The 24,915-nt window shown below is 60.8% G+C and carries 20 protein-coding genes; 8 read left to right on the top strand and 12 right to left on the bottom strand.

Annotated features, from left to right (window positions below; all coding sequences use genetic code 11):
• From OXI69_02790 to OXI69_02775, 4 genes are all read right to left on the bottom strand, one after another.
• Positions 1–772 (bottom strand): efflux RND transporter permease subunit (locus tag OXI69_02790; GenBank protein ID MDE2665059.1); only part of this gene is annotated, 772 nt, incomplete at its 3' end.
• A 26-nt stretch (positions 773–798) separates the two neighbouring features.
• Entirely contained in the window at positions 799–2,271 is a 1,473-nt protein-coding gene (locus OXI69_02785; protein MDE2665058.1) for an efflux RND transporter periplasmic adaptor subunit, read from the bottom strand.
• Entirely contained in the window at positions 2,268–3,605 is a 1,338-nt protein-coding gene (locus tag OXI69_02780; GenBank protein ID MDE2665057.1) for a TolC family protein, read from the bottom strand. Before OXI69_02780 ends, OXI69_02785 begins: the two co-directional genes overlap by 4 nt.
• A gap of 142 nt (positions 3,606–3,747) precedes the next feature.
• A complete protein-coding gene (locus tag OXI69_02775) occupies positions 3,748–4,179 on the bottom strand; it encodes a hypothetical protein (protein ID MDE2665056.1) in 432 nt (143 codons plus the stop codon).
• Between the two features lie 524 nt (positions 4,180–4,703).
• On the opposite strand from OXI69_02775, the gene OXI69_02770 reads away from it, so the two are divergent.
• On the top strand, positions 4,704–5,621 hold the full coding sequence (locus OXI69_02770) for a class I SAM-dependent methyltransferase (GenBank protein MDE2665055.1): 918 nt from the start codon (positions 4,704–4,706) through the stop codon (positions 5,619–5,621).
• 61 nt (positions 5,622–5,682) lie between these two features.
• Here OXI69_02770 and OXI69_02765 read toward each other — a convergent pair whose 3' ends face one another.
• The 8 genes from OXI69_02765 to OXI69_02730 all read right to left on the bottom strand — a co-directional run bounded on the left by OXI69_02765 (position 5,683) and on the right by OXI69_02730 (position 15,142).
• On the bottom strand, positions 5,683–6,684 hold the full coding sequence (locus OXI69_02765; GenBank protein ID MDE2665054.1) for a bifunctional riboflavin kinase/FAD synthetase: 1,002 nt from the start codon (positions 6,682–6,684) through the stop codon (positions 5,683–5,685).
• Between the two features lie 29 nt (positions 6,685–6,713).
• The gene (locus OXI69_02760) at positions 6,714–7,484 is read right to left on the bottom strand and encodes a fumarylacetoacetate hydrolase family protein (protein MDE2665053.1); all 771 of its coding nucleotides are present in this window, start codon (positions 7,482–7,484) and stop codon (positions 6,714–6,716) included.
• A gap of 61 nt (positions 7,485–7,545) precedes the next feature.
• The gene (locus OXI69_02755) at positions 7,546–8,328 is read right to left on the bottom strand and encodes an aldolase/citrate lyase family protein (protein ID MDE2665052.1); all 783 of its coding nucleotides are present in this window, start codon (positions 8,326–8,328) and stop codon (positions 7,546–7,548) included.
• 46 nt (positions 8,329–8,374) lie between these two features.
• Positions 8,375–9,928, bottom strand: coding sequence for a sodium/solute symporter (locus tag OXI69_02750; protein ID MDE2665051.1), 1,554 nt, complete (start codon positions 9,926–9,928; stop codon positions 8,375–8,377).
• 351 nt (positions 9,929–10,279) lie between these two features.
• Complete coding sequence (locus tag OXI69_02745) at positions 10,280–11,230, bottom strand: proline racemase family protein (GenBank protein MDE2665050.1); 951 nt, start codon at positions 11,228–11,230, stop codon at positions 10,280–10,282.
• Between the two features lie 454 nt (positions 11,231–11,684).
• On the bottom strand, positions 11,685–13,184 hold the full coding sequence (locus tag OXI69_02740; GenBank protein ID MDE2665049.1) for a sodium-dependent transporter: 1,500 nt from the start codon (positions 13,182–13,184) through the stop codon (positions 11,685–11,687).
• Positions 13,185–13,272: 88 nt separating this feature from the next.
• Entirely contained in the window at positions 13,273–13,719 is a 447-nt protein-coding gene (locus OXI69_02735; GenBank protein ID MDE2665048.1) for a DUF1844 domain-containing protein, read from the bottom strand.
• 67 nt (positions 13,720–13,786) lie between these two features.
• The gene (locus tag OXI69_02730; GenBank protein ID MDE2665047.1) at positions 13,787–15,142 is read right to left on the bottom strand and encodes a Gfo/Idh/MocA family oxidoreductase; all 1,356 of its coding nucleotides are present in this window, start codon (positions 15,140–15,142) and stop codon (positions 13,787–13,789) included.
• A gap of 699 nt (positions 15,143–15,841) precedes the next feature.
• Here OXI69_02730 and OXI69_02725 point away from each other — a divergent pair.
• From OXI69_02725 to OXI69_02695, 7 genes are all read left to right on the top strand, one after another.
• On the top strand, positions 15,842–16,501 hold the full coding sequence (locus OXI69_02725; GenBank protein MDE2665046.1) for a DUF5612 domain-containing protein: 660 nt from the start codon (positions 15,842–15,844) through the stop codon (positions 16,499–16,501).
• A gap of 54 nt (positions 16,502–16,555) precedes the next feature.
• Positions 16,556–17,461: a fumarylacetoacetate hydrolase family protein gene (locus OXI69_02720; GenBank protein ID MDE2665045.1), complete on the top strand. Its 906-nt coding sequence runs from the start codon at positions 16,556–16,558 to the stop codon at positions 17,459–17,461.
• A gap of 76 nt (positions 17,462–17,537) precedes the next feature.
• Complete coding sequence (locus OXI69_02715) at positions 17,538–18,593, top strand: hypothetical protein (GenBank protein ID MDE2665044.1); 1,056 nt, start codon at positions 17,538–17,540, stop codon at positions 18,591–18,593.
• Positions 18,594–18,630: 37 nt separating this feature from the next.
• Entirely contained in the window at positions 18,631–18,987 is a 357-nt protein-coding gene (ytxJ, locus tag OXI69_02710) for a bacillithiol system redox-active protein YtxJ (GenBank protein ID MDE2665043.1), read from the top strand.
• Between the two features lie 28 nt (positions 18,988–19,015).
• Positions 19,016–20,713, top strand: coding sequence for an amidohydrolase family protein (locus OXI69_02705; GenBank protein MDE2665042.1), 1,698 nt, complete (start codon positions 19,016–19,018; stop codon positions 20,711–20,713).
• A 60-nt stretch (positions 20,714–20,773) separates the two neighbouring features.
• Complete coding sequence (locus OXI69_02700; protein ID MDE2665041.1) at positions 20,774–23,002, top strand: PQQ-binding-like beta-propeller repeat protein; 2,229 nt, start codon at positions 20,774–20,776, stop codon at positions 23,000–23,002.
• A 38-nt stretch (positions 23,003–23,040) separates the two neighbouring features.
• Entirely contained in the window at positions 23,041–24,471 is a 1,431-nt protein-coding gene (locus OXI69_02695) for a PQQ-binding-like beta-propeller repeat protein (protein ID MDE2665040.1), read from the top strand.
• Positions 24,472–24,915 lie beyond the last annotated feature (444 nt).

Here is a 24,915-nt window from a genome sequence, read left to right as displayed (position 1 = left end):
CCAGCAGGATGGGGGCTCCATTGCTGCCTACCCCCAGCACGATCCTGCGGATATCCTCCAGATTTTGGATGTAGCCCAGACCTCGTATCATGAACTCCCGCTCGGCAACTTCCAGCAAGCGTCCACCGACGTCGCTGTTACTGCGTTGAACGGCGCGCCGAATCTGGGAAATGGGAATGTTGTAGGCTCGAAGCTTGTTGGGATCGACGGTGATCTGATACTGCCGTACGAAACCGCCGACGCTGGCGACCTCCGAAACACCCGGGACCGCTGTTAGCTCGTATTTCAGATACCAGTCCTGGATGGAGCGCAGTTGACTGAGATCGTGGCGATCCGATTGCAGGACATACATGAACGCCCACCCGACCCCTGTGGCGTCGGGACCCAGAGTCGGCGTGACGTTTGCGGGAAGCATCTGGGAGGCGGCGTCGAGATATTCCAGGACCCGGCTGCGCGCCCAATAGATGTCGGTGCCGTCTTCGAACAGAACATAGACAAAGGAGTAGCCGAAGAAGGAGTAACCCCGAACCACCTTGGTAAAGGGCACCGACAGCATTCGCGTGGTCAGGGGATAGGTAACCTGGTCCTCCACGATTTGAGGGGCCTGTCCCGGGTATTCGGTGTAAACGATGACTTGAACGTCGGAGAGGTCGGGAATGGCGTCCACGGGCACCTGCTGAACCGCGTAGACGCCTGCCAGCGAGAGGAAAGCCGCTCCCAGCAATACCAATAATTTGTTACGGATGGACCAGTCGATGATATTCGTCAGCATCGCCCTTTCCTCGCGATTTGGTCTGGCTAGCGGTTATCGGTTGCCTCCAACTCCCGTCCGACTTCGCTTTGCGCCGCAATTTTGTTGATGGCTTCTCTCAGGTTGCTTTCCGAATCGATCAGAAATTGGGAAGATGTCACCACGCGCTCGCCGGCCTTCAAGCCCTTTCTGATTTCTTGAAAACCGCCGCCCGCGGCTCCCAGCTCGACTTCTCTGGGCTCAAACAGATTGGTCTCCTTCTGCACGACAACCACGCTCCTCTCTCCGGTATGGAGCACCGATTCCTCGGGCACCTTGAGCGCCCTGGCGGGTCCGGGAATTTCAAGCTCCACCTCCGCGACCATTTCAGGGTGGAGGCGCCCGTCACGGTTGGGAATTTCAACCTGGGCTCCCAGGGTTCGAGTACGGGGGTCGAGCTCCGGGTTCAGGGAAACCACGGTGCCTTGCCACTTTCGCTCGGGAAAGGCGTCCAGGCTGACCCGAACTCTCTGTCCGATTCGCAGGTGCCGCATCTCATGCTGATAGATTTCCACCTGCGCCCAGACAGTGGAGGGGTCGGCAACCCGGTAGAGGTTCATCCCCGGGGAGACCTTCATGCCCTCGAGTGTTTCGGCGGCCTGATCGACCACCACGCCCGAAGCCGGCGAAGCGACTTTCAATCGCCTGAATGCCTTGCCCTGGGTTTTGAGCGTTCCGATCTGATCTTCGGTGACGTCCCAAAACAGCAATCGCTGGCGGGCAGCCTCCACCAGGTCCCGAGCCCGTTTGACGGCCTTTGGATGAGCCTGCCCGCGGAGTCGCTCCAGATACTGGATTGCTGCCAGATACTCCTGCTGGGTGGTGAGCAGTTGAGGGCTGAATATTTCGAACAGCAGGTCGCCCTTGCGCACCCGCTGGCCCAGGTAATTGACGTGAGCCGCTTCAATCCAACCCTCGTACTTGGTGTTGATCGACACCATGGTCCTGGGGTTGTAGTGAAGGGTGGCGATGGTCCGGATCAGCCGCGGGATCCGCCCCCTTTCAACCCGAGCTGTTCGAATGGAGAAATTCTGCAGGAAATCGGCATCCACCCGTATGCCGGACTGTGCCTCGGCCGGTTCCTCGTACACCGGAACCAGGTCCATTCCCATGGGTGATTTTCCTGGTTTGTCGGAAATATAGGTAGGATCCATGGGCGCTTGCCAATGCCGAATCCTGCGTTCCTTCTGCGATGGTTCCGGTTCAGTGGCGGTCTCCCTCACCGGAACCAGATCCATGTGACAGATGGGACAACTGCCAGGCTCCTTTTGAATCACCTGGGGATGCATTCCACAGGTCCAGAGCTGGAGTTGCCCCAACTGCTGCCCGAGATCGGATCCCGGGCCGGAAGGCTGCAGGCGGTCCAACCAGCCGGCAAGCCGCTCCCAATCCGGCAGATTCACATCGACCGCCAGCGGTAGCGCCAATCCCAGCAGAAAGGCCAGCAAAAGGCCGAGGATCCAACCGCCGTAGGATTTCATGGTTTCACCTCCCGATACGGAACGCCGACCGCGCGTTCCAATTCAGCTAAGTACTTCATGTAGTCGCTGATCAATTTGGCCAATCCTGTCCGAAGTTGAAATAGATCGCGTTCACTGTCCAACAGGTCCAGCACTCCCAGCCTGCCCGTGGCATAGGCTTCTTCCGTGGAATGAAGGACCTGTTCGGCCTGGGGAAGCAGCGTCCGTTCAAATAACCCGATCTGTTCCGCCAGGGTTTGAATGCGAAACCCAACAGCACGGATGGAGACCTCCACCTGCCTGATCAGGCTGCGGTAGCCGCGCCGGGAGGAGATGGTGCTTTCGGTGGCCTCCAGCACGGCCGCGTCCTGACTCTTGCGGCGGATGGGTAGGTTGACTCCCAGGGTGAGGCCGTAGATGTTCTTCCCGTTCTGGTCCGGGGGGTTCAGTCTTCCCAACCGATCGGAACGCCCTGCCACGTTGACGAAGCTGACTCCGAATGAGAGGTCGGGGCGATAGCCCTTTTGGGCCAGCTCGATCTGTCTTTTTCCCACCTCGATTCGGTGACCCGCCGCTTGAACCTCAGGCCGATTGACCCGTGCCGTCTGCAGAAGCTGCTTGACGTCGATTGAGCGCGGAGGAGGAGAGGGCAGGCGGACCGGGCCTACGGCCGTGGCGGCCGACCGGTCCAGCAAACCGTTCAATCGGGCTTCTACATCCACACGCTGGGTTTGCAAAAGCTGCAAACGGTGTTGAGATCGGGTGATTTGGGCCTGCAACTTGACCACTCCCTGCAGCGAACCCGCTCCCTGGGCATAGCGGGCCTGGGCAAGGGTTTCGTAGTGCCCAAGAATGGATTCATCCTCCCGGGTGATCTCGAGGACACGATCCAGGTAGGCCAGACTGTAATAGGCGTCCTTGACTTTTCGGACGAGTTCAGCCTCGCGGGCTCGATGCTGCTCCCGTAGAACCATGGATCGCTGCACCGACACCTGCTCCCGGTCTTTCAGCTTGCCGAACCAGGGAAAGCGCTGCGACAGGGTCACCATGGTGGTTTGCGGCCCCACTCTGGTTTCAGGGCGGCGTGCATACTGGGTGATCGCCAACATCGGGTCGGGCAGTTGACCAACCTGGGGAAGCCGCTGCAGCGATGCCCGGTAGTCCGCCAGGCTCTGCTGGAGCAGGGGACTGCGATTCAGCGCCAGGCGGATGAATTCGTTCAGGCGGGGATCTCCGTAGCTGGAATAGAGTTCCGCGGCGTGCGAGGATACCGATCCGACCAGGATCAGGATTCCGCCGACGATTGCCCGGGGCAGAGTTTTGGTGCCTCGCCTTCCAATCGGGTATGACTTCATATTTCCCTCATTCCAATTGAGGGCCGACGCTGCGAACCACAACGGTGCTGGGGGAATACAGCCAGGCATCCGAGGGGGTTCGGACGCGATGCCACGCCGGCACCCTCATCAGGTGGGACCGATCAATCGGATGGCTTGGGGTCTAGATACGGAGGACCGTCGAAAGGAGGTCGGGAGGGGACAGATCCTGCAGGAATTGTGGCGGAGGGCCGCCAAGAGAACTGGAGCCGCCCGGAGAGAGCGGCTGGCCGGATGATCTGGCGGAAGAGAGGAGCAATTGCCTGATAGTGTCCTTGGAGAATCGCTCTGCCGTGCGGAAGAAGCTGTTGGTGGCCTCGGACGAAGTTTCGCAGCAAAGCCCCCGATTCAGCTCAGGGGGACTTGCTGTCTCCGCCGGCGCGCAGTGGCCGGCTTCCGCCTTGACCGTCAGCCTGCTTTTCTCGGATTGTGACTGGTGGCAACAACTGTGGGCTTGGCCCTCCGTACACAGCCATTCCGCACAGACTCGGACCAGGTCACCCGCCTGCGATCCCACAAAGAGGATGAGCAGCAGATAGGTAATCGCTCGTTTCATGCTTGCCTGCCTCAAGACTATCCTAACAGCCTGACCCTACAATTACAATCCCGAGCGGTCTCAACGCGATATCAATCCCCTCGTGCCTTTTGCAAAATTCGCAGAGGAACAGGCCACTGTGCCGGCACAGGTGATGTTCTGCCTTCATCAGTGTCGGGTGTGACCTGGTGAGAAATGCGGGTTCACCACAAAAGGCACAAAACGAGTTTCTGGATATCACACAAGGCCCGCATGCCGTGGTCGTTTCTCATCGTCCGGCTCTTTGTGTGTTTTGTGCCTCTTGTGGCCATTTCCGGCAAAGATCTCGCTGCCGAATTTTCGCGAACGCCGTCATTCCCCGAGAACCACGAATCCCTATCCCTCGCGGCAGAGTCGGCCACGGTCGAGCCGTTGGGGGGCAAACAGGACCTCTCCTGAGTCAACAGTCAGCGGCAAGCCGGGCCGACCGTGGCATAATGGGCGACCTGTCCGGGTTGCAGACCGGGACTGCGGAAATTGAATCCAACCGGTTCAAGAGGGCACACATGAGCCTTCGCACGCCCACATCTCTACACAAAAAGAGCAAAGCCTCGACCGCCGAGCTCACCGCCGCTGTGCGGGCCATCCACCACAGGAATCGGGTGCGGCTGTTCGAGGACCCCTTTGCCAGGTTACTCTGTGGATGGTTCTGGCGACTGGTGGTCCGGATTCCTCCGCTGTCGTGGATTCTCATCAAGGGCGTGTTGAGAGCCATAGAACCCGTGTCCTTGTGCGTGCTGGTGCGGGCGCGACATGCCGAAAGAGCTTTGGAAGCCGCCGTAGAGAAGGGTATCGACCAATATGTGATCATTGGAGCCGGGATGGATTCCTTTGCCTTCCGGCGGCCCGACTTGATGCGTCGCATCGATGTCTTCGAGATCGACCATCCCCTCACCCAGAACCAGAAGTTGGCCCGTATCCGCCGGGCAGGATGGACCATTCCCCCTCGCCTGCATTTTGTTTCCGCCGACCTCACCAAAATTTCCGCTGTCGAGGCCTTGGAAAGCTCAGGCTTCCAACGGTCCCGGCCCACCTTTCTGACCCTGATGGGAGTTGCCTACTACCTCAGTGCCGAGGATCTGGGTGAGACGGCGGAATCCATTGCCCGAAACCTGCCTGAAGGTACCCTCCTGCTGCTCGACTACCTGCTGGACGAGACCTCCTCGAGCTCCGAACACCGGGTCATGAAAGAGAAATTGAAAGCTTTCGTAGCCAAGCGGAGTGAGCCCATGATCGCCGAATACTCCCTGGCGTCGATGAAAGCGCTGATGGCTGCTCGTGGCTTCGATACGCTAGAGAACCTCACTCTTCCCGAACTGGAACAGCGCTACCGATCCCCTCAGGGTGCATGGCACCTGGAAATCCCCAGCATCTTCGCGGTCGGCACCTTCCGGGTTGCCGCTCGGGAGCCCAGGAAGGCTTGACCCTTGTCGGGGGGCCTTGACCCGCCAACCTGCATTTCTCGTTGGGTGGCGCTCCAAGCGGTCAGCCTGCCGGCGCCAGCGGTCGACCAAGTCGCTTGAAAAGACGGAAGAACCGGCGGGTGCGCTGGCAGTCTCGGGCAATCTGGCCTCTCAACTGCTGCAGCGACCCGAACCTTTCTTCGTCTCTCAATCGGTGCAAGAAGGCCAGGCCGAGATCGTCCGGGGGGCTGTCCAGGCTGGTGTCGATAAGGTGGGTTTCCACGGTGAGATCCTTCCCGGCGACCGTGGGGCGCCAGCCGACGTTGGTTACGGCGGGATGGGTCTGATGAGTGAATGTGGCCTGGGTGACATAGACCCCGGGTCGAGGGATCAACTCGTCGCCAGGGCGCAGGTTCAAGGTGGGGAACAGGGATTCTCGTCCCAGACCTCGCCCGGACACGACCTTCCCCTTCAGGCTGAAAAACCTCCCGAGCAGGCGGTTGGCGCTGCTGATGCGCCCGGCACCGATCAACTCGCGTATTCGCGTGCTGCTCACCCTGGACCCGCGGACTACCACTTGAGGGCAGATGCGGACCTGAAAGTCGAGTCTCCGGCCAAGCTCTTGAAGCAAGGCAACGTCGCCGGTACGACGGTATCCGAAGGCGAAATCGCTCCCGACGAAAACCTCCCGCGCCCGGAATACCCCCACCACGATCTCCCGCACGAACTCCTCAGCGGTCATTCGGGACAGGGCCCGGTCAAAGTCCAGAACGGCAAGCACCTCCAGCCGACTGGCGCCCAGGAGTCGAGTCTTTTCCTCCGGGGGAGTGATTGCCCGGGGGGCGTTGTCCGGCGCCAGCAGTTGCAAGGGGTGGGGCTGGAAGCTGAGCAGGACCGACCGCGTTCCCGAGGCCCGGGATGCATCCACCAGGGTGTCCAGGATGCGCTGGTGACCCAGGTGGAAACCGTCGAAATTGCCAATGGTCAGGGAACTCCCGCGGTCTGTCCGATAGGATCTGTAGCCGTAGGTAATCTCCATGAAGTCAATGAAGGCGGCAAAGGGGAGGGAAGAGGCTGCACGCACGGGGCGGCGTTGAAGTCTTCCGGAACATATCAGCCGGCCTCGACCGGATTGCTCAACACCCCGATGCCCTCGATTTCAACTTCGACGACATCGCCGGGTTTGAGCCAGTCGGTAGCTCCCGGAGTGCCTGTGAATATCAGGTCTCCCGGGCTGAGGGTGAGATAACGGCTGATGTAGCTGACCACGGTGGCACAGTCGAACATGAGATCGGCCGTAGACTGTTGCTGAACCACCTGGCCGTTGAGACGGGTCTGCAGTTGCAGATTTCGGTGATCCAGCCCCTGAACCATTACCGGTCCGACGGGACCAAAGGTATCGCACCCCTTGGCGCGCCACCACTGCAGGTCCTGGTCGGGACCCCGCTGCCACCCTCGGGCACTGACATCGTTGCCGCAGGTCAGAGCGAAGATAAACGATTCCGCCTGCTCGGGTGAGACGTTTCGTGCGGTCCGTCCAATCACCACAACCAGCTCGCCTTCAAGGTGAACCTCATTAGCTTCGGCCGGAATAACGATGGGAGAGTCCGGATTTTGCAGAGAATTGAAGGGCTTGTAGAAGATTTCCGGGCGGGAGGGCGCCGGTCTTCCCTTGAGGTGGCTCCGGTAGTTTCGGCCCACAGCCAGGATCTGGCACGGTTCGCAGGGAACCAGGGTGCGGACCTCGGAGAGCCGGTGAACAGTCCCGGTCGTCTGACGGGTATGCAGGGGGTTGCCTTCCAGTTGGCGGAGACGATCTCCTTCCAGGATTCCATAGTGGACCCTGGCATCCTTCCGGTAGCGCATGAAAGCGGTCTTGGACATCATTCACCCGGTAGCGCGGGCCTCCTTGATCGCCGGCTGCCTCTGGCAGGCTCTCTGTCCATCAATCGTCGCGTTTGGAAGATTCCATGGCTCTCAACCGGCCCAGATCCGAGGCTAGAGCCGCCTTGCCGCTGAGCACGACGTTGCCGCAAGAGATAAACCGATAACCCTGTTCATGAGCCCTCCGGCACTCCTCCAGGGATTGCAGCGTGATCCCGGCGGCCTTTCCCGATGGAGCCACCCGGCGGGGAAAGTCCGCCAGGAAAGCCTGAACCTCCGGATGCTCAATCTGACCGATATGACCCAGAGCGGCAGAGGTATCGGTGGGGCCCAAAAACAGAACATCCACGCCCGGCAAGGCCGCAATGGATTCCAGGTTCTCGATGCCTGACTCCGTCTCGATCTGCACGACGACCAGGGTTTCCTGGTTGGCCCGGGGCAAGTAGTCGCTCCAGGACACTCCCTCGAAGTGGGGCCAAAGCGGCGAGACGCCTCGGGTTCCCTCGGGCGGGTACTTGCAATATTGCACGGCCAGCTCGGCTTCCTCAGCCGAGTTGACCTGCGGCACCATGATGGCGCTGGCGCCGATGTCGAGGGCCTTCTTGATGAGATGGGATTCCAGCCCCGCCACCCGAATCAGCGGGACACATGAATTTCGGCGGCACAAGAGGGGGATCCAGCGCACGGCCTCCACCTCGTAGGGACGATGCTCCAGGTCGATCCACAGAAAATCGATGCCGGTTTCGATGGTCGTCTGGGCCACGATCTCTGAGGCGTCGGCCAGACCGGCTCCCCAGGCGGCCCTTCCTTCCTGCAATAGCTGCTTTACCCGATTCTCAAACATGGGCAGGCTTCCCTCCCGCTGGCGTGCAAGTTGAGTTGGATTCCCCTTAGCCGGGGAGATTATCGGCCCTGGAGGTCCATACGGTCAAATTCTGCAGGTTTTTGGCGTCTCGAGGGCGCAAGAAGCGACTCAAGAGATAGGCCAGCCCGAACAGAAAGATATTCGAAAACACCACGATCCAGAACTTGTCCGGCAGGACCTGCTTGAGCTCGGGCATCAGTCGAGTTCCCGCGGCGGAGTCCGCAAACAGCCAGAAACAGACCCCTGCAACCGTGACGATGGTGGCAATCAGCGCCGCTCGGCTGTGGACTCTTTCTGTAAGAAATCCCAGCAGGAAGATACTCAGCAGTCCTCCACTGAGAATCGAAAACACCAGGGTCTGCAAGTCCATGAGAGTCTGGGTGCGAGCGAAATGGATGAAAAGCGCCACCGTGATCATGATCGCGCCAAAGCCTACCGAAACCCAGCGGCCGAACCTGAGATAGTGCCGCTCATCCTCCACCGACTTCTTGAATCGGCGGTAGAAGTCATTGGTCAGCGTGGCGGCCGAGGCGTTGATGCCGGAGTCGAGCGTGGACATGGCTGCCGCCAGCAGCCCGGAGAGGACGAAACCGGCCGCACCGGCCGGGACCTGGGTCAGCACGAAGAAGGGAAAGGCCTGCTCGGCAACCAGGCTGTCCAGCTCCGCGGCGGGGAAGTGCTTGTAATAGACATACAAGGCCGTCCCGATGAAAGCGAAATAGATCCAGACCGGAATGGTCATGACGGTCGACAGGATCAGCCCCTGGTTGGCATCCCGGTCGGTCTTCATGGCAATGTAGCGTTGGACGGCGTTCTGATCGGTGCAGAGCAGTTGGAAAAAGATGAACTGGTAGACGATGATGAGCACCCAGACGGTTTGTTCGTTCCAGTCCCAGCCCGTGCTGCCCACCGCGAATTTCCCGTCGGCTATCGCTTCGCTGAACACCTGCGACAGCCCACCCGGAATCAGGTCGATAGCAATGGGAATGCAGATGAGCCCCCCGACAATCAGGGCGATACCTTGAAGCAGGTCGGTGTAGATGACGGCTTCCAGGCCGCCCAGGATGGTGTAGGTGGCCACCAGGATGCCCAGCACCAGGATGACCCACTCCAGCGGGAAACCGGTCATGGGACCGAAGGGCAGGCAGACGGCATAGAGAATGACGCCGGTGCGAAACATCTGAAACACCAGAAAGCCGGCGGCGGCATAGAGCCGGGCCCAGGTGCCGAAGCGACGTTCCAGGTACTCGTAGGCCGAGCGCACGTGCCCCCGGCGAAAGTAGGGCATGAACAGAAAATAGGCGACGATGGCCGGAATGAAGTAGAAGAAGTGGGCCGGCATGTAGCGCCAGTCCTTTGCAAAGGTGAAGCCGGGAATGGCCAGGAAGGTCATCGAGCTGATGATGGTGGCCATCAGCGAAAATCCGACAATCCAGCCCGGCATGCTGCGATTGGCCAGGAAGTAGGCATCGGCCGAACGGTTGCGTCGGGCCGTATAGACGCCGATCGCCACCATCGCGCTCAAGTTGATGCAGATGGCCACCAGGTCGGGCCACCTCAGCAAATGTTCTGAAATCATGTCGTCACGTCCAAGGGACGGGGATGTATGCGATCGCTTTACGGGAGCGCCCAGGCCTCCACTCCGTTATCGATCCTTGCAGTTGCAGTCCCTCTCGCACCTGTCCCGGCCAACCGTGCCGGTCGCCGCACAAATCACCACAAGCTTTTGTTGTTCAGCATCTTGCCATACCCATTGGAAAGTTTTTCCGGCAATGAAATGGCAGGGCGTGCCCGGCGGGATATTCGGTCATGGCCGGTGTGGGGAGGTCATGATGCCGCCACCGCTGCGGCATTATAGGTTCTCTGGGCGCCTGAACCAAAAAAAGAATCCGGCGGTTTGGGTAGCGGCGTCGAACGACAGGTCGAATCTTCAGGGGCTGGCCATTGGCTTGAGGCCCATCCTCATTGGATCTCGAGGATCCAGCAGCAAGGTTGCCTCGGCGGTGACAAACGCAGAACCCTTGATGGAAGGCACGATGCGACCCTGGTCGAGACGGACCGTGGCCTCGAACAGACTGCCGATGATGCTTTCCTGCCGCCAGGTTTGTCCCGGGCCGAAACGGCCGTCGGCGACCAGGCATGCAACTCTTGCAGAGGTGCCGGTCCCGCAGGGTGAGCGGTCGTAGGAGCCCCCCGGGCAGAGAACAAAGTTCCTGGAGTCGGCGTCGGCCCGCTGCGGTGGGGCGTAGAGCGCAATGTGATCGATCTCCCGCCGGTCCCTGCCGGTGATTCCCCGATGGCGTAGCTCTCGCCTGATCTTCCAGGTACATTCGAGCAAGCAGTCGATGTTGTCCTCGGAGAGCTGAAGTCCGTGGTCTTCGCTCAGGAAGAACCAGTTGCCTCCCCAGGCCACGTCTCCCGTCAGGCGGCCGTAACCGTCCAGCTCCAGGGCCACCCCCTTGGCCAACCGATAGCTGGCCACGTTTTCAATGACGACTTCCCCTGACGGTTGCAAGCTGGCGGCAATCGTGCCCGCGGGGGTTTCCAGGCGATGCCGGCCGGGCTGGATGCGACCCAGGTAACCCAGGGTGGAGACTACCCCGATGGCGCCGTGACCGCACATTCCCAGGTAGCCTACGTTATTGAAAAAAATCACTCCGGCGGCGCAGTCCGCCCTGCAGGGCTCGCAGAGAAGGGCTCCGACCAGCGTATCGGAACCGCGCGGCTCGTTCACGACCGCGGAGCGAAAAGGATCGAAACGGTCCCGAAAACAGATCATTCTCGCGGCCATGGGACCGGTTCCGAGGGCGGGTCCTCCCTCGACCACCACCCGGGTCGGTTCTCCTCCGGTATGGGAATCAATGACGCGGATTCGTTTCATGCTTCTGGAAACGCTTGGAATTCAGGACCCATTTGACAAAAACGCCTTTGCCGGGTGGATGGAAACCGATTCAAAGTCGAGCATGGGCAGATTTTTGATTCACATCGATGCACAGGATGCACAAGATAATTTGCCGATACGGCGGACTTGCAGTCCTGGACATTGGTGCTGCTTCGGGCCAAGCGATTGCATTCGAGAGTCGGTCTGCCGAAATGGAAGAGCCTTCCCACCGGCATGCCAGTCGCGTTGCGGGTGCTTCCCAAGAGGGTGCAGGACGGCTTTCAGAGGAGTCGCTCCCCCGACATCCCCCACCGCACCATCGGGGTGGCTTTCTCCCTTGACGTCGTCGCATCATGGGAGGTCCATCGGACTTTGTGTTTGTTCGTGGTTGGTCTTCAACAACGAACGGCAGATTCTTCCTCCAATGATCCATCCGGAACGGCGTAAGCCGGACTCATCTGCGCCGGGAACGGCGGCGATTGAAGAGCCACAGCACCGTCAGCACGGTCCCCCACTGCAACAGGCAGGTCATGACGCTGTAGGGAAGCAGGGGATTGTACCATTCATCCGGGGCGTAAACGGTGGCCGAAAGGGATAGCCACCACAACAACAGCACCGAGGCCCCAACCGGGACCACGTACCGCATGGAGGCATCCCACCAGCGACCCGGGGACAGGTCGCCGGAATCGGCCGTCAGCTCCTCTCCCCGCAGCCGCTCACATCCGTATCGGGTCACGGCAAAGGCGACCAGAGCCCCCGAGATCATCAAGGCCACACCCCAGACGAAGTCCTGGTTCGCAAAAAAGGAAAGGCTGAGCGCAGAGGGAATGCCCATCAGATAGCTGACGACCGCCATCAGCAGCACCGCCCTGGATCGGGTCAATCCGGCATCGACCAGGACCCGGGTCTGCAGTTCCAGCATGGCCATCAGAGAGCTGAAGCCGGCCAGCGTCAGTCCCAGGAAAAACAGAATGGATAGGGGAATCCCCAACGACATGCGGGCGAAGAGCTGCGGCATCCAAATCAGCGTCAGACCGGTGGAAGCGGGGCCGCTGGAACGCAGAACCTCGAGAGTCTCCTGCCGGGAGAGGGTCATCTCCGTCTGAAGGACCGAAAAGACCGTTCCAAATACGATCAAGGCCGCCAGCAAGGAAACCAGGTTGTTGCCGATGCCCGTCAGGATGGCATTCTTGACGATGGGCTGTTGCCGTTGCATATAGGCGGCATAGGTCAGGAAGAGCCCCCAACCGGCTCCGGTGTCCCAGGCATTCTGACTGAGGGCCTCCAGCCAGATTTTCGGCTGGAGCAATTGCTCCCAGTCGGGAGTAAAGAGGTAGGCCACGCCCGCCCAGGAACCGGGAAGTGTCAGGGCGCGGACCAGCGAGATCAGGACGATTGCCAGCAGTGTGGGAATCATCCAGCGGTTGAGGCGTTCGATAGAGCGGATCCCTCGCCAGATGGCCAGGGCGCAAAGCACCAGGGCGAGGAGGTGGAAGAATGAGGGCCATGCCGAAGCCTGGAAGCGGTTCCAGGTCGAGAAGGCAGCCTCGGTGGACAGCGGCAGGGGTGCGGTGACCGTCTGCAGCAGGTAGTAGAGACACCACCCCACCACCACCGCATAGTAGAAAGTGATGGCGGCCGAGACAAAAGCGACGAAGCCACCGGTCCAGGACAGGTTTCGGCCCCCAATGGCGGCCAGCGCCTCGACGGGGCCCTTGCGACTGCGCCGACCAATGGCGTATTCGGCCACGATCAAGGGGATGCTCCATAGAAACAGAAACAGCACCCAACTGACCAGAAAGGCGCCCGCGCCGTGCTCGCTTCCGTTTTGAGCGGCGATGCGGGGGAACCTCCAGATGTTTCCGGTCCCCACGGCCACCCCCAAGACGCTGAACAGAAGGCCCCATCGGGTAGAAAATCGTTGATGGATGCTGCTGTCAGCGTGATCGGACATGCTTAAACCGTTGGAAGGGGATCGGGATTGAGCGCGAAAACATCGCGCCGGGGATGGGAGACGGTGGTCCGGCGGGGGACGGCGGGGATCACAAGGTGACCTTTCGGGAGCTTTGGACGAAGCTCATCTTGAGGTCGTGCAGGCATCGATCCAGGAGCCGGGTTTCATCGGGTTTCAGATTCCCTTGGGTCTTTTCCTGCAAGATCTCCAGGACATCGATGGTTTGCCGCGCCGCCGGGAGATTCTTCTCCATCTTTTGGGTTGCAGGATCGGGGACCAGGCCCATCTGGAGCATGGCCGTGGTGGAGAGAGACAGAACCAAGGTGGGAAAGTCCATTTTGGGTTCCCGGCTGTCCTGGCCGACAACCGGAGACGAAGCGCTCGCGCCGGCCCGCTCCTGGCCCTGGGCGACACCAGACGGGCCGGCAGGACTGGCGGGCCGGCTGGGAGCCTCCTTGGCCGAGTCCCGTAACTCCCCCTCCTCGGTGAACTTGCGGCGATCGGCAACCTTGAAGCCACTGTCTTCTTCAGCCATGGGACCTCCCAGGTGATCCAGATTGTCAGTGATTACTCTTTTTTCCACCGTGGACAACATGGAGTGGCTATAGCGCCAGCTTCCAGGGAGTCCGGTAGTTCACGCCGGTCAGGGCTTCCGCTTCAGGGTCGCCGATCACCTGTTCCTTGTCGACGTCCCAGCGGACCTGACGTCCCAGGCGCTGGGCGATATTGCCCAGGTGGCAGGCAATGACCGAATTGTGCCCGATTTCGACATCCGCCACCGGCGTCTCTCGGGAGCGCATGCAGTCGAGGAAGTTCTGCACGTGGTCGGGGGCATAGTCCCGTCCGACCCTCTGCCGGGGCAGCCCCGCCGCCTTGTAGGTGCGCCGCCTGCTATCGATTCTCCGCGTTTCGGGAAACACCTCCCAGCCGAAGCGATCCACTACCAGAACCCCGTCCTCTCCGTGAAAGGCAACCCCGTGCTCCCGTGCCTCCGGTCCGCGTCCCACGCCCAGGGCGTGTTCCCAGATCATGCTGAAATGGGGAAAGGCCCAGGTGACCTGCTGGGTGTCGGGAGTCTCCATGGCGTCGTCGGGATAGGCGAATTTTCCTCCGGCTGAGAATGCAGCGGAGGGAGCCTTGACCCCCATGCCCCAGTTGGCGATATCGACCATGTGGGCCCCCCAGTCGGTCATCAGCCCTCCCGAATAATCCCAGTACCAGCGGAAGGTGAAATGGAACCGATTGGGGTTGAAGGGTTGGCGCCTGGCTGGACCCAACCACAGGTTGTAGTCCACCCCGGCGGGCGGGGGACCGTCGGGAGCCTTGGGGGTGGCTCCCTTCCAATCCAGGTAGGCCCAGGTCCGAACCAGGCGAATCCGGCCAAGTTGCCCGGATTTCACATACTCCACCGCCTGAGCGAATTGGGGGGCGCTTCGTTGCTGAGTCCCCACCTGGACCACTCGCTGGTAGAGGCGAGCAGCCCTGACCATGGTTCGCCCCTCCTGAATGGTCAAGGAGAGCGGTTTCTCCACGTAGATATCCTTGCCGGCTTGACAGGCCGCCACCGATTGGAGGGCATGCCAGTGATCGGGTGTCGCCACGATGACGGCATCCAGCTCCTTCAAGTCCAGGACCCGGCGAAAGTCCCTGGTCTGCAAGGGCGCGGGACCATTAGCAGCTTCAATCGAACGCAGTGCCTTCCCGGTTTGCCCATCGTCCACGTCGCAAAGGGCCGCGCAACTGACCCCGTCCACCTTGAGGAAAAGTTCCAGGAGCCTGCGGCCTCTTCCCCCGCATCCGATAAGGCCAACCCGAATCCTGTCGTTGGCGCCCAGGGCATCGGAATGGGCTGGAGACCCCGCCCGCAGGGGCGGACTGGATGCAAGGTAAGCGGAGGCGCCCACTCCGGTGATTCCAATGGACTGGCGCAGGAAGTTTCGGCGGCTCTGATGGGTCATGGGTATTCCCCTGGATTCAAGCGAATATCGGTGCCACGACCGGTGATTTGAAGCTCGATCCCGTGGTCCCCGAAGTATCCAATGGTCTTCCGCAATTACCGGCTGTGAGAATACCCGCTTTTGGGGAACCTCGCAACCGGCGCCAAGGCTCCGGCGGCTGCGTCCCACCATCCATTTGAGCAGATCAGGACGCTGCTGAATCGAGCTGGCGTAGTCGGGCCTTGTGCGGGCGGGACGCCCGCACCACACTGGCGAGGCCTCGCCCATCTCCTCCACGCGGCTCGACCGGCAACGGCGCCGGGACTCTGCTTCGGCCGAGCCCATGCCGTTCCCGCCGGCAGGGTGGCCGGGTGCCAAATCGAGGGGAACTGAGCGGCACCGAAGGGAATAGCATGCGGGCGGGACGCCCGCGCTCCCGGGTGGGCCTCTTCCCACCACTCTTGCTTCTCACGGGGCCACGCGCTGGCTTGCCGGGCCTGAGCCCGGCCGATGCGGCAGAGCCGGCACGCTTGGTGGCCCTTCAGGGCCTTCGTGGATAACTCTTTTTTTCGTTTGTTTCAGATAAGAGGCTTAACGTGTCGATCCAACAACTCTCCACTCTCCACTCTCCACTTGCCACGGTTGACTTGACACCAGCCTTGATTTAGATTTCGGCAACGCGGAACTTTGCGCATTCGATACCGCCGGGGTGGGGTCCGAATGAAATCAGAATCCATTGCCCTGCTCATCCAAGCGCAGGATCGTACCGGGGTGCTCTTTCAACTCACCCGGACCATCGCCGAACACGGAGCCAACATCAGCTCCGTGGACATTGTGAAACGGGGAACCCAGGCGGCCAGCGTCTACCTGGAGCTGCGCGATGTCAAGGAGGTGGACGCACTCCTCAGAGACCTGCGAGCACTGGAGGTGGTCACGGCGGTAGACTCGCTCGATCCGTTGCTCAAAGTCTATGGCAAGCGGATCATCATCATCGGCGGCGGAGCCCAGGTGGGACAGGTGGCTCTGGGCGCCATCAGCGAGGCCGACCGGCACAACCTGCGTGGCGAGAGGATTTCGGTGGACACCATCCCGCTGGTGGGCGAAGACCACATCGCGGCTGCGGTGCGCTCAGTGGCCCTGCTGCCCCGGGCAAGGGTTCTGGTCATGGCGGGAGCCATCATGGGCGGAGACATCGCCCAGGCCGTAGAGGAAATCAAGGGGCAGGGAATTACCGTGCTGTCCCTCAACATGGCCGGCACCGTGCCCGAGGCGGCCGATCTGATCGTGAGCGACCCCGTTCAAGCCGGTGTCATGGCTGTCATGGCAGTTGCCGATACGGCCACGTTCGACATCACCCTGCAGCGATCCAGACGTTACTGACATGGCCCGCATTTCTCAACGGGCCGCCCAGTGTTGTCTGCGAAGGAGATCTTCATGAAACTGGCTCAAATCCATGACCCTGAAATTGGACTTCACCTGGCAAAAGTGGAAAACGAGAGTGTCTACCCGGTCCTGGCGGAAGCCAACGGACTGCGCACACTGCTGGACTTCGCCCGCGGAGCCGACCGGGAGGGGATCGCTCTTGTGGACCTGGTGGAAAGACACTGCTCCTCCCAGGCCCTCTCCCTGACCTGGTCGGAGCTGAATGTCTCGCCAAGCCCGACAAAGCCCCATGCTGCCATTCCCGTTCATCCGCCCGAGGTCTGGGCCTGCGGGGTGACCTACAAGAAGAGCGCCGAATTCCGGGACGGGGACACACAAGCGCCCGCGGGAATCTACGACCATGTCTATTTTTCCGATCGGCCGGAACTGTTCTTCAAGGGCACCGAAGCCCGATGCACCGGTCCCAACGACTTCATCGGCATACGGAAAGACTCCAGGTTTACGGCTGTGGAGCCGGAGTTGGGCGTCCTGCTTTCTTCCAAACGCGAGATTCTCGGGTTCCTGGTCTCCAATGACGTTTCGGCTTGGGACATTGAGCGGGAAAACCCTCTCTTCCTTCCCCAGTCCAAGATCTACACCGGGTGCTGCTCCCTGGGTCCGGTCCTGCTGACTGCCGATGAAGTTCCCGATCCCTACGCCCTGTCGATCCGTTGCGAGATCAAAAGAGGCAACCAGGTCATTTTCTCCGGCGACACCCGGCTGAGCATGATGAAGCGAACCATCCAGGAATTGATCGACTGGCTCTTCTACGCCAATCCGATTCCCGACGGCACCGTGTTGCTGACCGGTACGGGAATTATTCAGACCGAAGCGGCGGCTCTGCAGGAGGGAGACACCGTCGAAATTACCATTCCGGAAATCGGCACGCTCACCAACGAAGCCCGAATCGTGTCCTGAGAAAAGGGTGACCTGCCATTTTCATTTTTGCTATTCTGGCAGGAGTGGTGGAAGTGCGGATTGTTTCGGGATAACCATGAACCTGAGAGCGCTCTCTATTGGTCTGCTGCTTGCGGGAACAGGTCTCACCCCAAACCTGCCGGTGTGCCAGGGCCTGGGGGCCACCTCTCTCTTCGCTCAAACCCCACCGTCCTCTGGAACCGGCAAGCTAAGGATCTACGACGCTCCGGAGCCCGCTGACGAGCTGGCCCAAGACCCGCAGGAACAAGAGGACTTTCTCCAGTTAAAGCAGTCTACCGACCCTGCCCCGCGCAGCGTGCTGATCGAGGCATTCATTCAGAAATATCCCGAATCCAAATATCTGGGCCAGGTTCACCATATGGCCACCATGGACTACCGAAGCCTGAATCGGCCGGAGAAAATGTTTGAGCACGGACAGAAAACGCTCGGACATTCGCCCGACAACATTCCGATTCTGGCGCTGATGGCCCTGGCTCACTCCGACAAGGGAGACCCCGACCGTTCCATTCAACTGGCCACCCGATCCCTGGGGCTGCTGCAAAAGATCGTCCGGCCCGCCAACACCGACCAGCAGCAGTGGGAGGCCGAGTACCGCCGATATATGGCCCAGAGCCTAGCCGGGTTGGGCCACGCCTATCTGGTCAAGTATGAGATGGAACGGGAGGCCTCGAAGGAGTCTGCTGCGCTGCAGGAGAGCTCTCCAAGCCCAGCTGGCACCGAAACAGACCCCGCCCAGCCAAAGAGCCCGAGCACCGCAACCGCCGGCAGTTCCAGGCTGGCCACACTCCTGCTGGCCAGGGCCTACGGATATCTCACCAAGTCTCTGAATGAGGAACCGCGGTCCCAATTCGTTCACTTCCAGCTGGGAGTGGTATCCACCCGGTTGAAGCGACTCCCGCAAGCCATGAATGCCTTTGCCCGAGCTTCCCTCCTGGAGGGCGGCTATCAGGAGATTTCCCGTCGCAACCTGGAGTCTCTTTACCGAACAACCCACCAGAACTCTCTGGATGGACTACAAGACCTGTTGGCTCAGGCGCGGGCGGATCTGACAGGCGGCAACGGCAAGCCTGCGCCGGCGGTCGAGGACCCCGCCGAGCCCGACTCGGAGTAATTGCATTCAAGTTCCTCTGAAGGGAGAGTTTGCGTCCATGTCCTTTATTCAGCTCAAGACTCCGGCGGATGTGCAGGAACTACTGGCGGGTTCCGATAGGGAGCCGGTCTTTCTGCTGAAGCACAGCAGCCAGTGCCCCATCAGCGCCGAGGTCTATTCCGCCTTCTCCGAATTCGACCGACAGGGCGGAACCAACCGCCCCTGGAACTGCGCCCTGGTTCGCGTGATCGAGGAGCGCCCGCTCTCCAATCAAATCGCAGAGGAATTGGGGGTGGAGCATGAATCCCCGCAAATTCTACTCATTTCCGGCTCCAAGGTCCTCTGGCACGACTCCCATTGGAGATTGACGCTGGAAAAGATGAACGAGGTGGCCGGCCGCTTCCTTCAGTCCTGACCTGATCCGACCCAAACCCTTAGGAAAGATGATTCTCAAGATGCCGCAGCCTTCGCTGAAGCGGGCCATGCTGGCGCTGGCTCTTTGCTGCACCCTGCTGGCCTGCCGGCAATCTCCCCAATACGAATTTGACCTGATCATCGCCGGCGGCAAGCTCGTCGACGGGTCCGGCTCACTATGGTTTCCCGGGGACCTGGCCATTCACGGCGAAGAGATCGTCTACATGGGGGAGTTGAAGGATCGGGAGCAGAAGGGGCGTCAAGTGATCGACGCGCGGGGACTATGGGTAGCTCCCGGTTTTATCGATAGCCACAGTCGTTCCGAACCCGAGCATATGTTCCATCCAGACTCCCTCGGCAAGGTGCGCCAGGGAGTGACCACCGAGATCCTGGGAGGCGGACACCCGAGCCGTTTTTTCCAGGCCGGCGCCGGGCCGGAACCCGAGCTCCGGGAAGTCTCGGCCGATCGCCCCCCGTGGGGGGAAGCCTTCCACCGGCTTCGGCAAGGGGAATTTCCCCTCAACGTGGCTGCATACGTCCAGGTGGGAGATGTCGTGCGCTCGGTCCTGGGCCACGACAGGCGGGAACCCACCCAGCCCGAAGTTGCCGCAATGAAGCAGACGGTCGGGCAGGCCATGCTGGAGGGTGCACTGGGGCTTGCCAACTCGGTGCGATTGTCTCCGGCAGGCATTCTGAGCGGCGAGCAACTGGCCGAGTTGGCTCGGGAGGTGACCCCTCACGGCGGGATCTACTCCGCCGGGATCGATTCCCGCGCAGGTATCGACAATTCGATCAAGGAGGCCATGGAGTTTGCGGAGCAAGCTCAGATCCCCCTGGACATTCCGGGCTTGAGACTTTCCGGCCACCCTGGCCGCGGTCAGTTGCAAGAGGTGTTCGATTCCATCGAAAAGGGCAGGGAATCGGGACTGGCTCTGACTGCCAGCCTGTCTCCCTATCGAAGCGCCCGGGCAAATCTGGAAAACTTTTTGCCCCCCTGGGCAACCGAGGGGGGGCGGGAGAAACTGTTGGAGCGGCTCTCCCGAAGCGACCTTCGCGCCCGCATCCTGAGAGAACTCCGTCGCAAGCGGCCTGGGCAGTTCAATGCTTTCCTGGCTGCGGGGGGCTGGGAGGGAGTGGTGCTGTTGGAGGCGAACTCCCGAAAATTTCAGGCTCTGACCGGGAAGAGCATTCAGGCAATCGCGACCGAACTGGGTCAAGAACCCGGAGACACGCTGGTTGATATTTTACGGGAAACCGAGGGTCTGGTGGCAGTCCTCTACTCTCTCATGAGCGAGGAGGATCTGCGTAGCGTCCTGCAGGCGCCCTGGGTCTCCATCGGCTCCGGCGGCGCCACCGCCGGCATCGATCCGTCGGGTGGGGAGGTGACTCGACCCCATGGATATGGCGCCTTTGCCCGAGTCCTGGGAAAGTATGTGAGAAAGGAAGGGGTGCTGGACCTGGAAGAGGCCATTCACAAGATGACGGGCATGAATGCAGCCAAGTTGAAGCTCCGAAACCGAGGCTTCCTCCAGGTGGGCATGAAGGCCGATATCACCATTTTTGACGCTGAGCGGGTCGCCGGCCCCGCCACCTTTCAGGAGCCCCATCGATTTGCGGAGGGTATTGAGTACGTCATCGTCAACGGGACGCTGGTCGTCGAAGCCGGACGTCCTCTTGACGCCAGGCCGGGAAAATTCCTGGACGGACCGGGGAAGGCCGACCCGTAAGTGGCGCCGGTTGTTTTTTGTCCCTTAACCTGATAATGAATGGAAGGGAGATCCTACTTGATGCGGATGGCAAAACAGTTCCTGAAGGCATGGCTTGCATTCTCCGTTGGCAGCCTGGTGTGTCTGTCGGTTCCTGCCGGAGCCACTGACTGGCCCATGTGGAGAGGTTCCAACGCCGATGGCGTTTCGGCGGAAACCGGGCTTCCGTCTACCTGGTCTCCGGAGGGAGAAAACCTGAGGTGGAAGCGGCCCATCGGCGGGCGCTCGACGCCGATTGTGGTGGACGGACGGGTCTGTGTCATCACCCTGGCCGAACCGGAAACGCCGTCCCGCTGGCAGGAGCAGATTTCCTGCTTCGACGCCGAGACAGGCGATTTGCGCTGGGAATTTCGCTACAAGGTGTTCCTGACCGATATCCCTCACCACCGGGTCGGTTGGGCCAGCCTGGCGGCCGACCCCGATACGGGTCATATCTACGCCAACGGAATCGAAGGGATGGTGCACTGCCTTGACCCCAACGGCAAGGTGGTCTGGTCGAGATCACTCAAGGAGGAAGTCGGGAGAATATCCGGTTACGGGGGGCGGACAGTGACTCCAACCCTGCACGGTAACCTGCTGTTCGTCAATTTCCTGAACGCCGGATGGGGCGCCACGGCGATCCCACGGGATCGTTTTTATGCCCTGGACAAGCGCACCGGGGAAACCGTCTGGCTGACCACACCCGGCAAGGCGCCCAAGGACACGACCTACACGGTCCCGGTGGTGAGCCGAATCAACGGCCGGGACCTGCTGATCGGCGGCAACGCCGACGGCTCGGTCTACGGCCTCAGCCTGGCGACCGGCGAAAGGGTCTGGGGATTCCCCTTCAGCAAGCGAGGGATCAACTCGTCGGTGGTGGTTCAGGGCAGTCGGGTTTTCGCCTCCCACGGCGAAGAAAATGTCGACGAGAGCACGGCCATGGGCCGGCTGGTGTGCCTGGACGCCGGTAAAATTGTTGACGGCAAGCCCGAGTTGGTCTGGCAGGTGGACGGATTTACCGCCGGCTATGCCTCGCCCGCCCTGGCCGACAACATCCTCTATCACGTGGACAATTCCGCCAATCTGGTTGCCTTTCAGGCCGATACGGGGAAACAGCTCTGGAAGTACAACCTGGGAGTCATGCAGCGAGCCTCCCCGGTTGTCGCCGACGGCAAGCTCTTTGTCTCTGACGTTGACGGGCAGTTTCACATTCTGGGACTGCGCGGCCACCAGCCTCCCCAAAAGCTGGACCTGGAGCGATTCTCCAATGCCGACGGCTCAGCCGTGTCCATCAACGGCTCGCCTGCCGTGGCCGATGGCCGCATTTATCTGTTTACTCGCAACATGCTCTACTGCATCGGACTCGAAGACCGCAGCCCGGCGGCTGCCGCTGGGGGGGAACCGCAACCGGGGGATTCCGACTCTTTTGAGGGACCAGCCCGAAGTGTGTTGGTGGAGCCCGGGGAGGTCGTCCTCTCTCCAGCAGCCTCCAGGACCTTCACGGCACGGGTTGTGGATGCCCGGGGACGGAAGAAAACGGCTCAGGCCGTGTGGTCCCTGCAGGGAATCCAGGGGAAGGTTTCCGCCGACGGACGACTCACCCTCAGTGACGGCAATATCCCTCAGGGAGGCCTGATCACTGCCCAGGTCGGCGACCTGAAGGGAACGGCTCGCATCAGCTCCCGTCCCGCCATTCCCTTCCAGGAGGATTTTGAGCGCCTCGAAGAAGGAACGGTGGCTACAGGCTGGAATTCCGCCCGGGGCCGATTTGTGGTGACCTCCCTGGACGGCAACAAGGTTCTGAAAAAGTTGTCCGCCAACCCTCGATCCTGGCGGACCATGGTATATCTGGGAGACTGGAAGACATCCGGCTACGAGATTCAGGCAGAGATGATGGGCACCGAACAACGCCGGCGTCTTCCGGACATGGGTCTGATCGCCCAGCGCTATATCCTGTCCTTGATGGGCAATCGCCAGAAGCTGCAGATCCGCAGCTGGCTGTCGGAGCTGGGACACTTCTCCAAGACCATCGACTACCGGGTCGACCCGGACGTGTGGTACCGGATGAAGCTTCGGGTCGAGACTCTCTCGGAGGGAACCGGAGGAATGATCCGGGGAAAGGTCTGGAAGCGTGATGAGCCCGAGCCCGAAGGATGGACCATCGAGGTCGAGGACCCCATCGTTCACCGCCAGGGCAGCCCGGGCATCTACGGCTATTCCGCAGCTGAAATCTACTACGATAACGTCTCCGTCACTCCGGCCGGTCATTGAGGATCCTCCGGTCGGGGTCGAGGAGTTGAGAGGAACGCATGTCATTGCCAAAGCTTAAGGTCGTTGCAGCAGTGGTTCTCCTGCTGGCAGGCGGAGCGAAAATCTCCGGACTGGCGGGGGACTGGCCCATGTGGGGAGGCAGGCCCGACAGGAACATGGTTTCGGACGCTACCGGAATACCGGCCGAATGGGACCTGAAGACCGGGAAAAACATCAAGTGGGTTGCCGAAATCGGCTCCCAGTCCTATGGAAATCCCACGATATTGGGTGGCAAGGTCTTTGTGGGCACCAACAACCAGCGGCTGCGCAATCCCAAACAGACCGGAGACCGGGGCGTCATCATGTGTTTCCGGGAGAAGGACGGGAAATTCCTTTGGCAGATGACCCACGAAAAACTGGCTGCCGGCAGAGTCAATGACTGGCCCGAGCAGGGCATTTGCTCCTCGCCGGCGCTGTCCGGAGATCGACTCTACTATGTCTCCAACCGGGCGGAAGTGGTGGCCCTGGACACCGAAGGGTTCCTGGACGGGGAGAACGACGGCCCCGTGAAGGACGAGAAACACTCCTCCCCCATCGACGGGGACGTGGTGTGGACCTTCGACATGATTGAAGAGTTGGGGGTCTTTCCGCACAACCTGGCCACCAGCTCACCGCTGCTGGTGGGGGATCTGATTTTCGTCAACACCTCCAACGGCACCGATGAGAGCCATATCAATATTCCCGTACCCAGAGCACCCAGTTTCCTGGCCGTGAACCGCCACAGCGGCAAGTTGGCCTGGGAGAACTCGGCGCCCGGGGATGCGGTTCTCCACGGCCAGTGGTCTTCTCCATCCTACGGAGAGATCGCGGGCAGGCCCCAGGTCATCTTCGCCGGCGGCGACGGCTGGCTCTATTCCTTTGAAGCCCGGACCGGCAAGGAATTCTGGCGGTTCGACTGCAATCCGAAGGAATCGGAATGGAAGAACGGCAGGGGGGACCGCAACAATCTGATCGGGACACCCGTCGTCTATAACGACATGGTCTATATCGCGGTGGGCCAGGATCCGGAGCACGGCGAAGGCGTGGGACACCTTTTTGCCATCGACGCCACTCAGTCAGGGGATATTACGGAGACCGGGGCCGTCTGGCACCACGACTTCCGCCGCAGCATCTCGACCGTGGCCATCCGTGACGGCCTGCTCTACGCCGCCAATTTCAGCGGCTTCTTTCACGCTCTGGACCTGAAGACCGGCAAATTGCTTTGGGAACACGACATGTTGGCGGCTGTCTGGGGCTCACCCTTCGTGGTCGACGGCAAGGTCATGCTGGGAGACGAGGACGGTGACCTCACCATTCTGGAGGCGGGTCGCCAGAAGAGACTCATCGACGAAACCAACTTCGGCAACACCGTCTACAGCACGCCCGTGGTTGCCAACGGCACTCTCTACATCATGACCCGATCTCATGTCTACGCAATCGAGAAGCAGTGAAAGCCCTCCAATGGGCTTTCGCCCCGTCTTACCCCCGCGGCTACCTGCTGCCGCAGCATTCGCGGCTGTCAAGGAGTCTGGCTCACGCGGCGTTTTTGCAGATGAGCAACGAGCGTGCGCTTGAGTTTGGTTTACCGGCGTTTGCTGCCGCCGCGTTCGTGGCTCTACTCCGCTACGTGACGTTTTCCGATGGCTCCCCCGGGCTCTGGCCCGGGGCATTATTCCCGATAGAAAAGCAGGTTTCCCCTTGCAGCTTTGTGGGTTAGGTGGGAGCTGCGAAGCTGCGGTTGACGTGGGTTACCCGGCGAGACGTTTCCTACAAGCCATCCTTATAGAGCTGCGTAGCAGCGGCTCAGGGTAGCCCCGGGTGTCAACCCGGGGTCGTCTGAATTCCGCGCCAACCTAGCCGCGAATGCGGCGCATAGAAAGCACCCGTTCGGGAAG

This window comes from Acidobacteriota bacterium, assembly GCA_028875575.1.
GTDB lineage: Bacteria > Acidobacteriota > Terriglobia > Versatilivoradales > Versatilivoraceae > Versatilivorator.
This window is presented reverse-complemented; position numbering and strand designations above follow the sequence as displayed.

Bases quoted from the DNA above. Each gene is read 5' to 3' on its own strand.
- OXI69_02785 (MDE2665058.1), bottom strand. From the start codon at position 2,271: ATGAAATCCTACGGCGGTTGGATCCTCGGCCTTTTGCTGGCCTTTCTG.
- OXI69_02780 (MDE2665057.1), bottom strand. From the start codon at position 3,605: ATGAAGTCATACCCGATTGGAAGGCGAGGCACCAAAACTCTGCCCCGG.
- OXI69_02775 (MDE2665056.1), bottom strand. From the start codon at position 4,179: ATGAAACGAGCGATTACCTATCTGCTGCTCATCCTCTTTGTGGGATCG.
- OXI69_02770 (MDE2665055.1), top strand. From the start codon at position 4,704: ATGAGCCTTCGCACGCCCACATCTCTACACAAAAAGAGCAAAGCCTCG.
- OXI69_02760 (MDE2665053.1), bottom strand. From the start codon at position 7,484: ATGTCCAAGACCGCTTTCATGCGCTACCGGAAGGATGCCAGGGTCCAC.
- OXI69_02755 (MDE2665052.1), bottom strand. From the start codon at position 8,328: ATGTTTGAGAATCGGGTAAAGCAGCTATTGCAGGAAGGAAGGGCCGCC.
- OXI69_02750 (MDE2665051.1), bottom strand. From the start codon at position 9,928: ATGATTTCAGAACATTTGCTGAGGTGGCCCGACCTGGTGGCCATCTGC.
- OXI69_02745 (MDE2665050.1), bottom strand. From the start codon at position 11,230: ATGAAACGAATCCGCGTCATTGATTCCCATACCGGAGGAGAACCGACC.
- OXI69_02740 (MDE2665049.1), bottom strand. From the start codon at position 13,184: ATGTCCGATCACGCTGACAGCAGCATCCATCAACGATTTTCTACCCGA.
- OXI69_02735 (MDE2665048.1), bottom strand. From the start codon at position 13,719: ATGGCTGAAGAAGACAGTGGCTTCAAGGTTGCCGATCGCCGCAAGTTC.
- OXI69_02730 (MDE2665047.1), bottom strand. From the start codon at position 15,142: ATGACCCATCAGAGCCGCCGAAACTTCCTGCGCCAGTCCATTGGAATC.
- OXI69_02725 (MDE2665046.1), top strand. From the start codon at position 15,842: ATGAAATCAGAATCCATTGCCCTGCTCATCCAAGCGCAGGATCGTACC.
- OXI69_02720 (MDE2665045.1), top strand. From the start codon at position 16,556: ATGAAACTGGCTCAAATCCATGACCCTGAAATTGGACTTCACCTGGCA.
- OXI69_02715 (MDE2665044.1), top strand. From the start codon at position 17,538: ATGAACCTGAGAGCGCTCTCTATTGGTCTGCTGCTTGCGGGAACAGGT.
- ytxJ (MDE2665043.1), top strand. From the start codon at position 18,631: ATGTCCTTTATTCAGCTCAAGACTCCGGCGGATGTGCAGGAACTACTG.
- OXI69_02705 (MDE2665042.1), top strand. From the start codon at position 19,016: ATGATTCTCAAGATGCCGCAGCCTTCGCTGAAGCGGGCCATGCTGGCG.
- OXI69_02700 (MDE2665041.1), top strand. From the start codon at position 20,774: ATGCGGATGGCAAAACAGTTCCTGAAGGCATGGCTTGCATTCTCCGTT.
- OXI69_02695 (MDE2665040.1), top strand. From the start codon at position 23,041: ATGTCATTGCCAAAGCTTAAGGTCGTTGCAGCAGTGGTTCTCCTGCTG.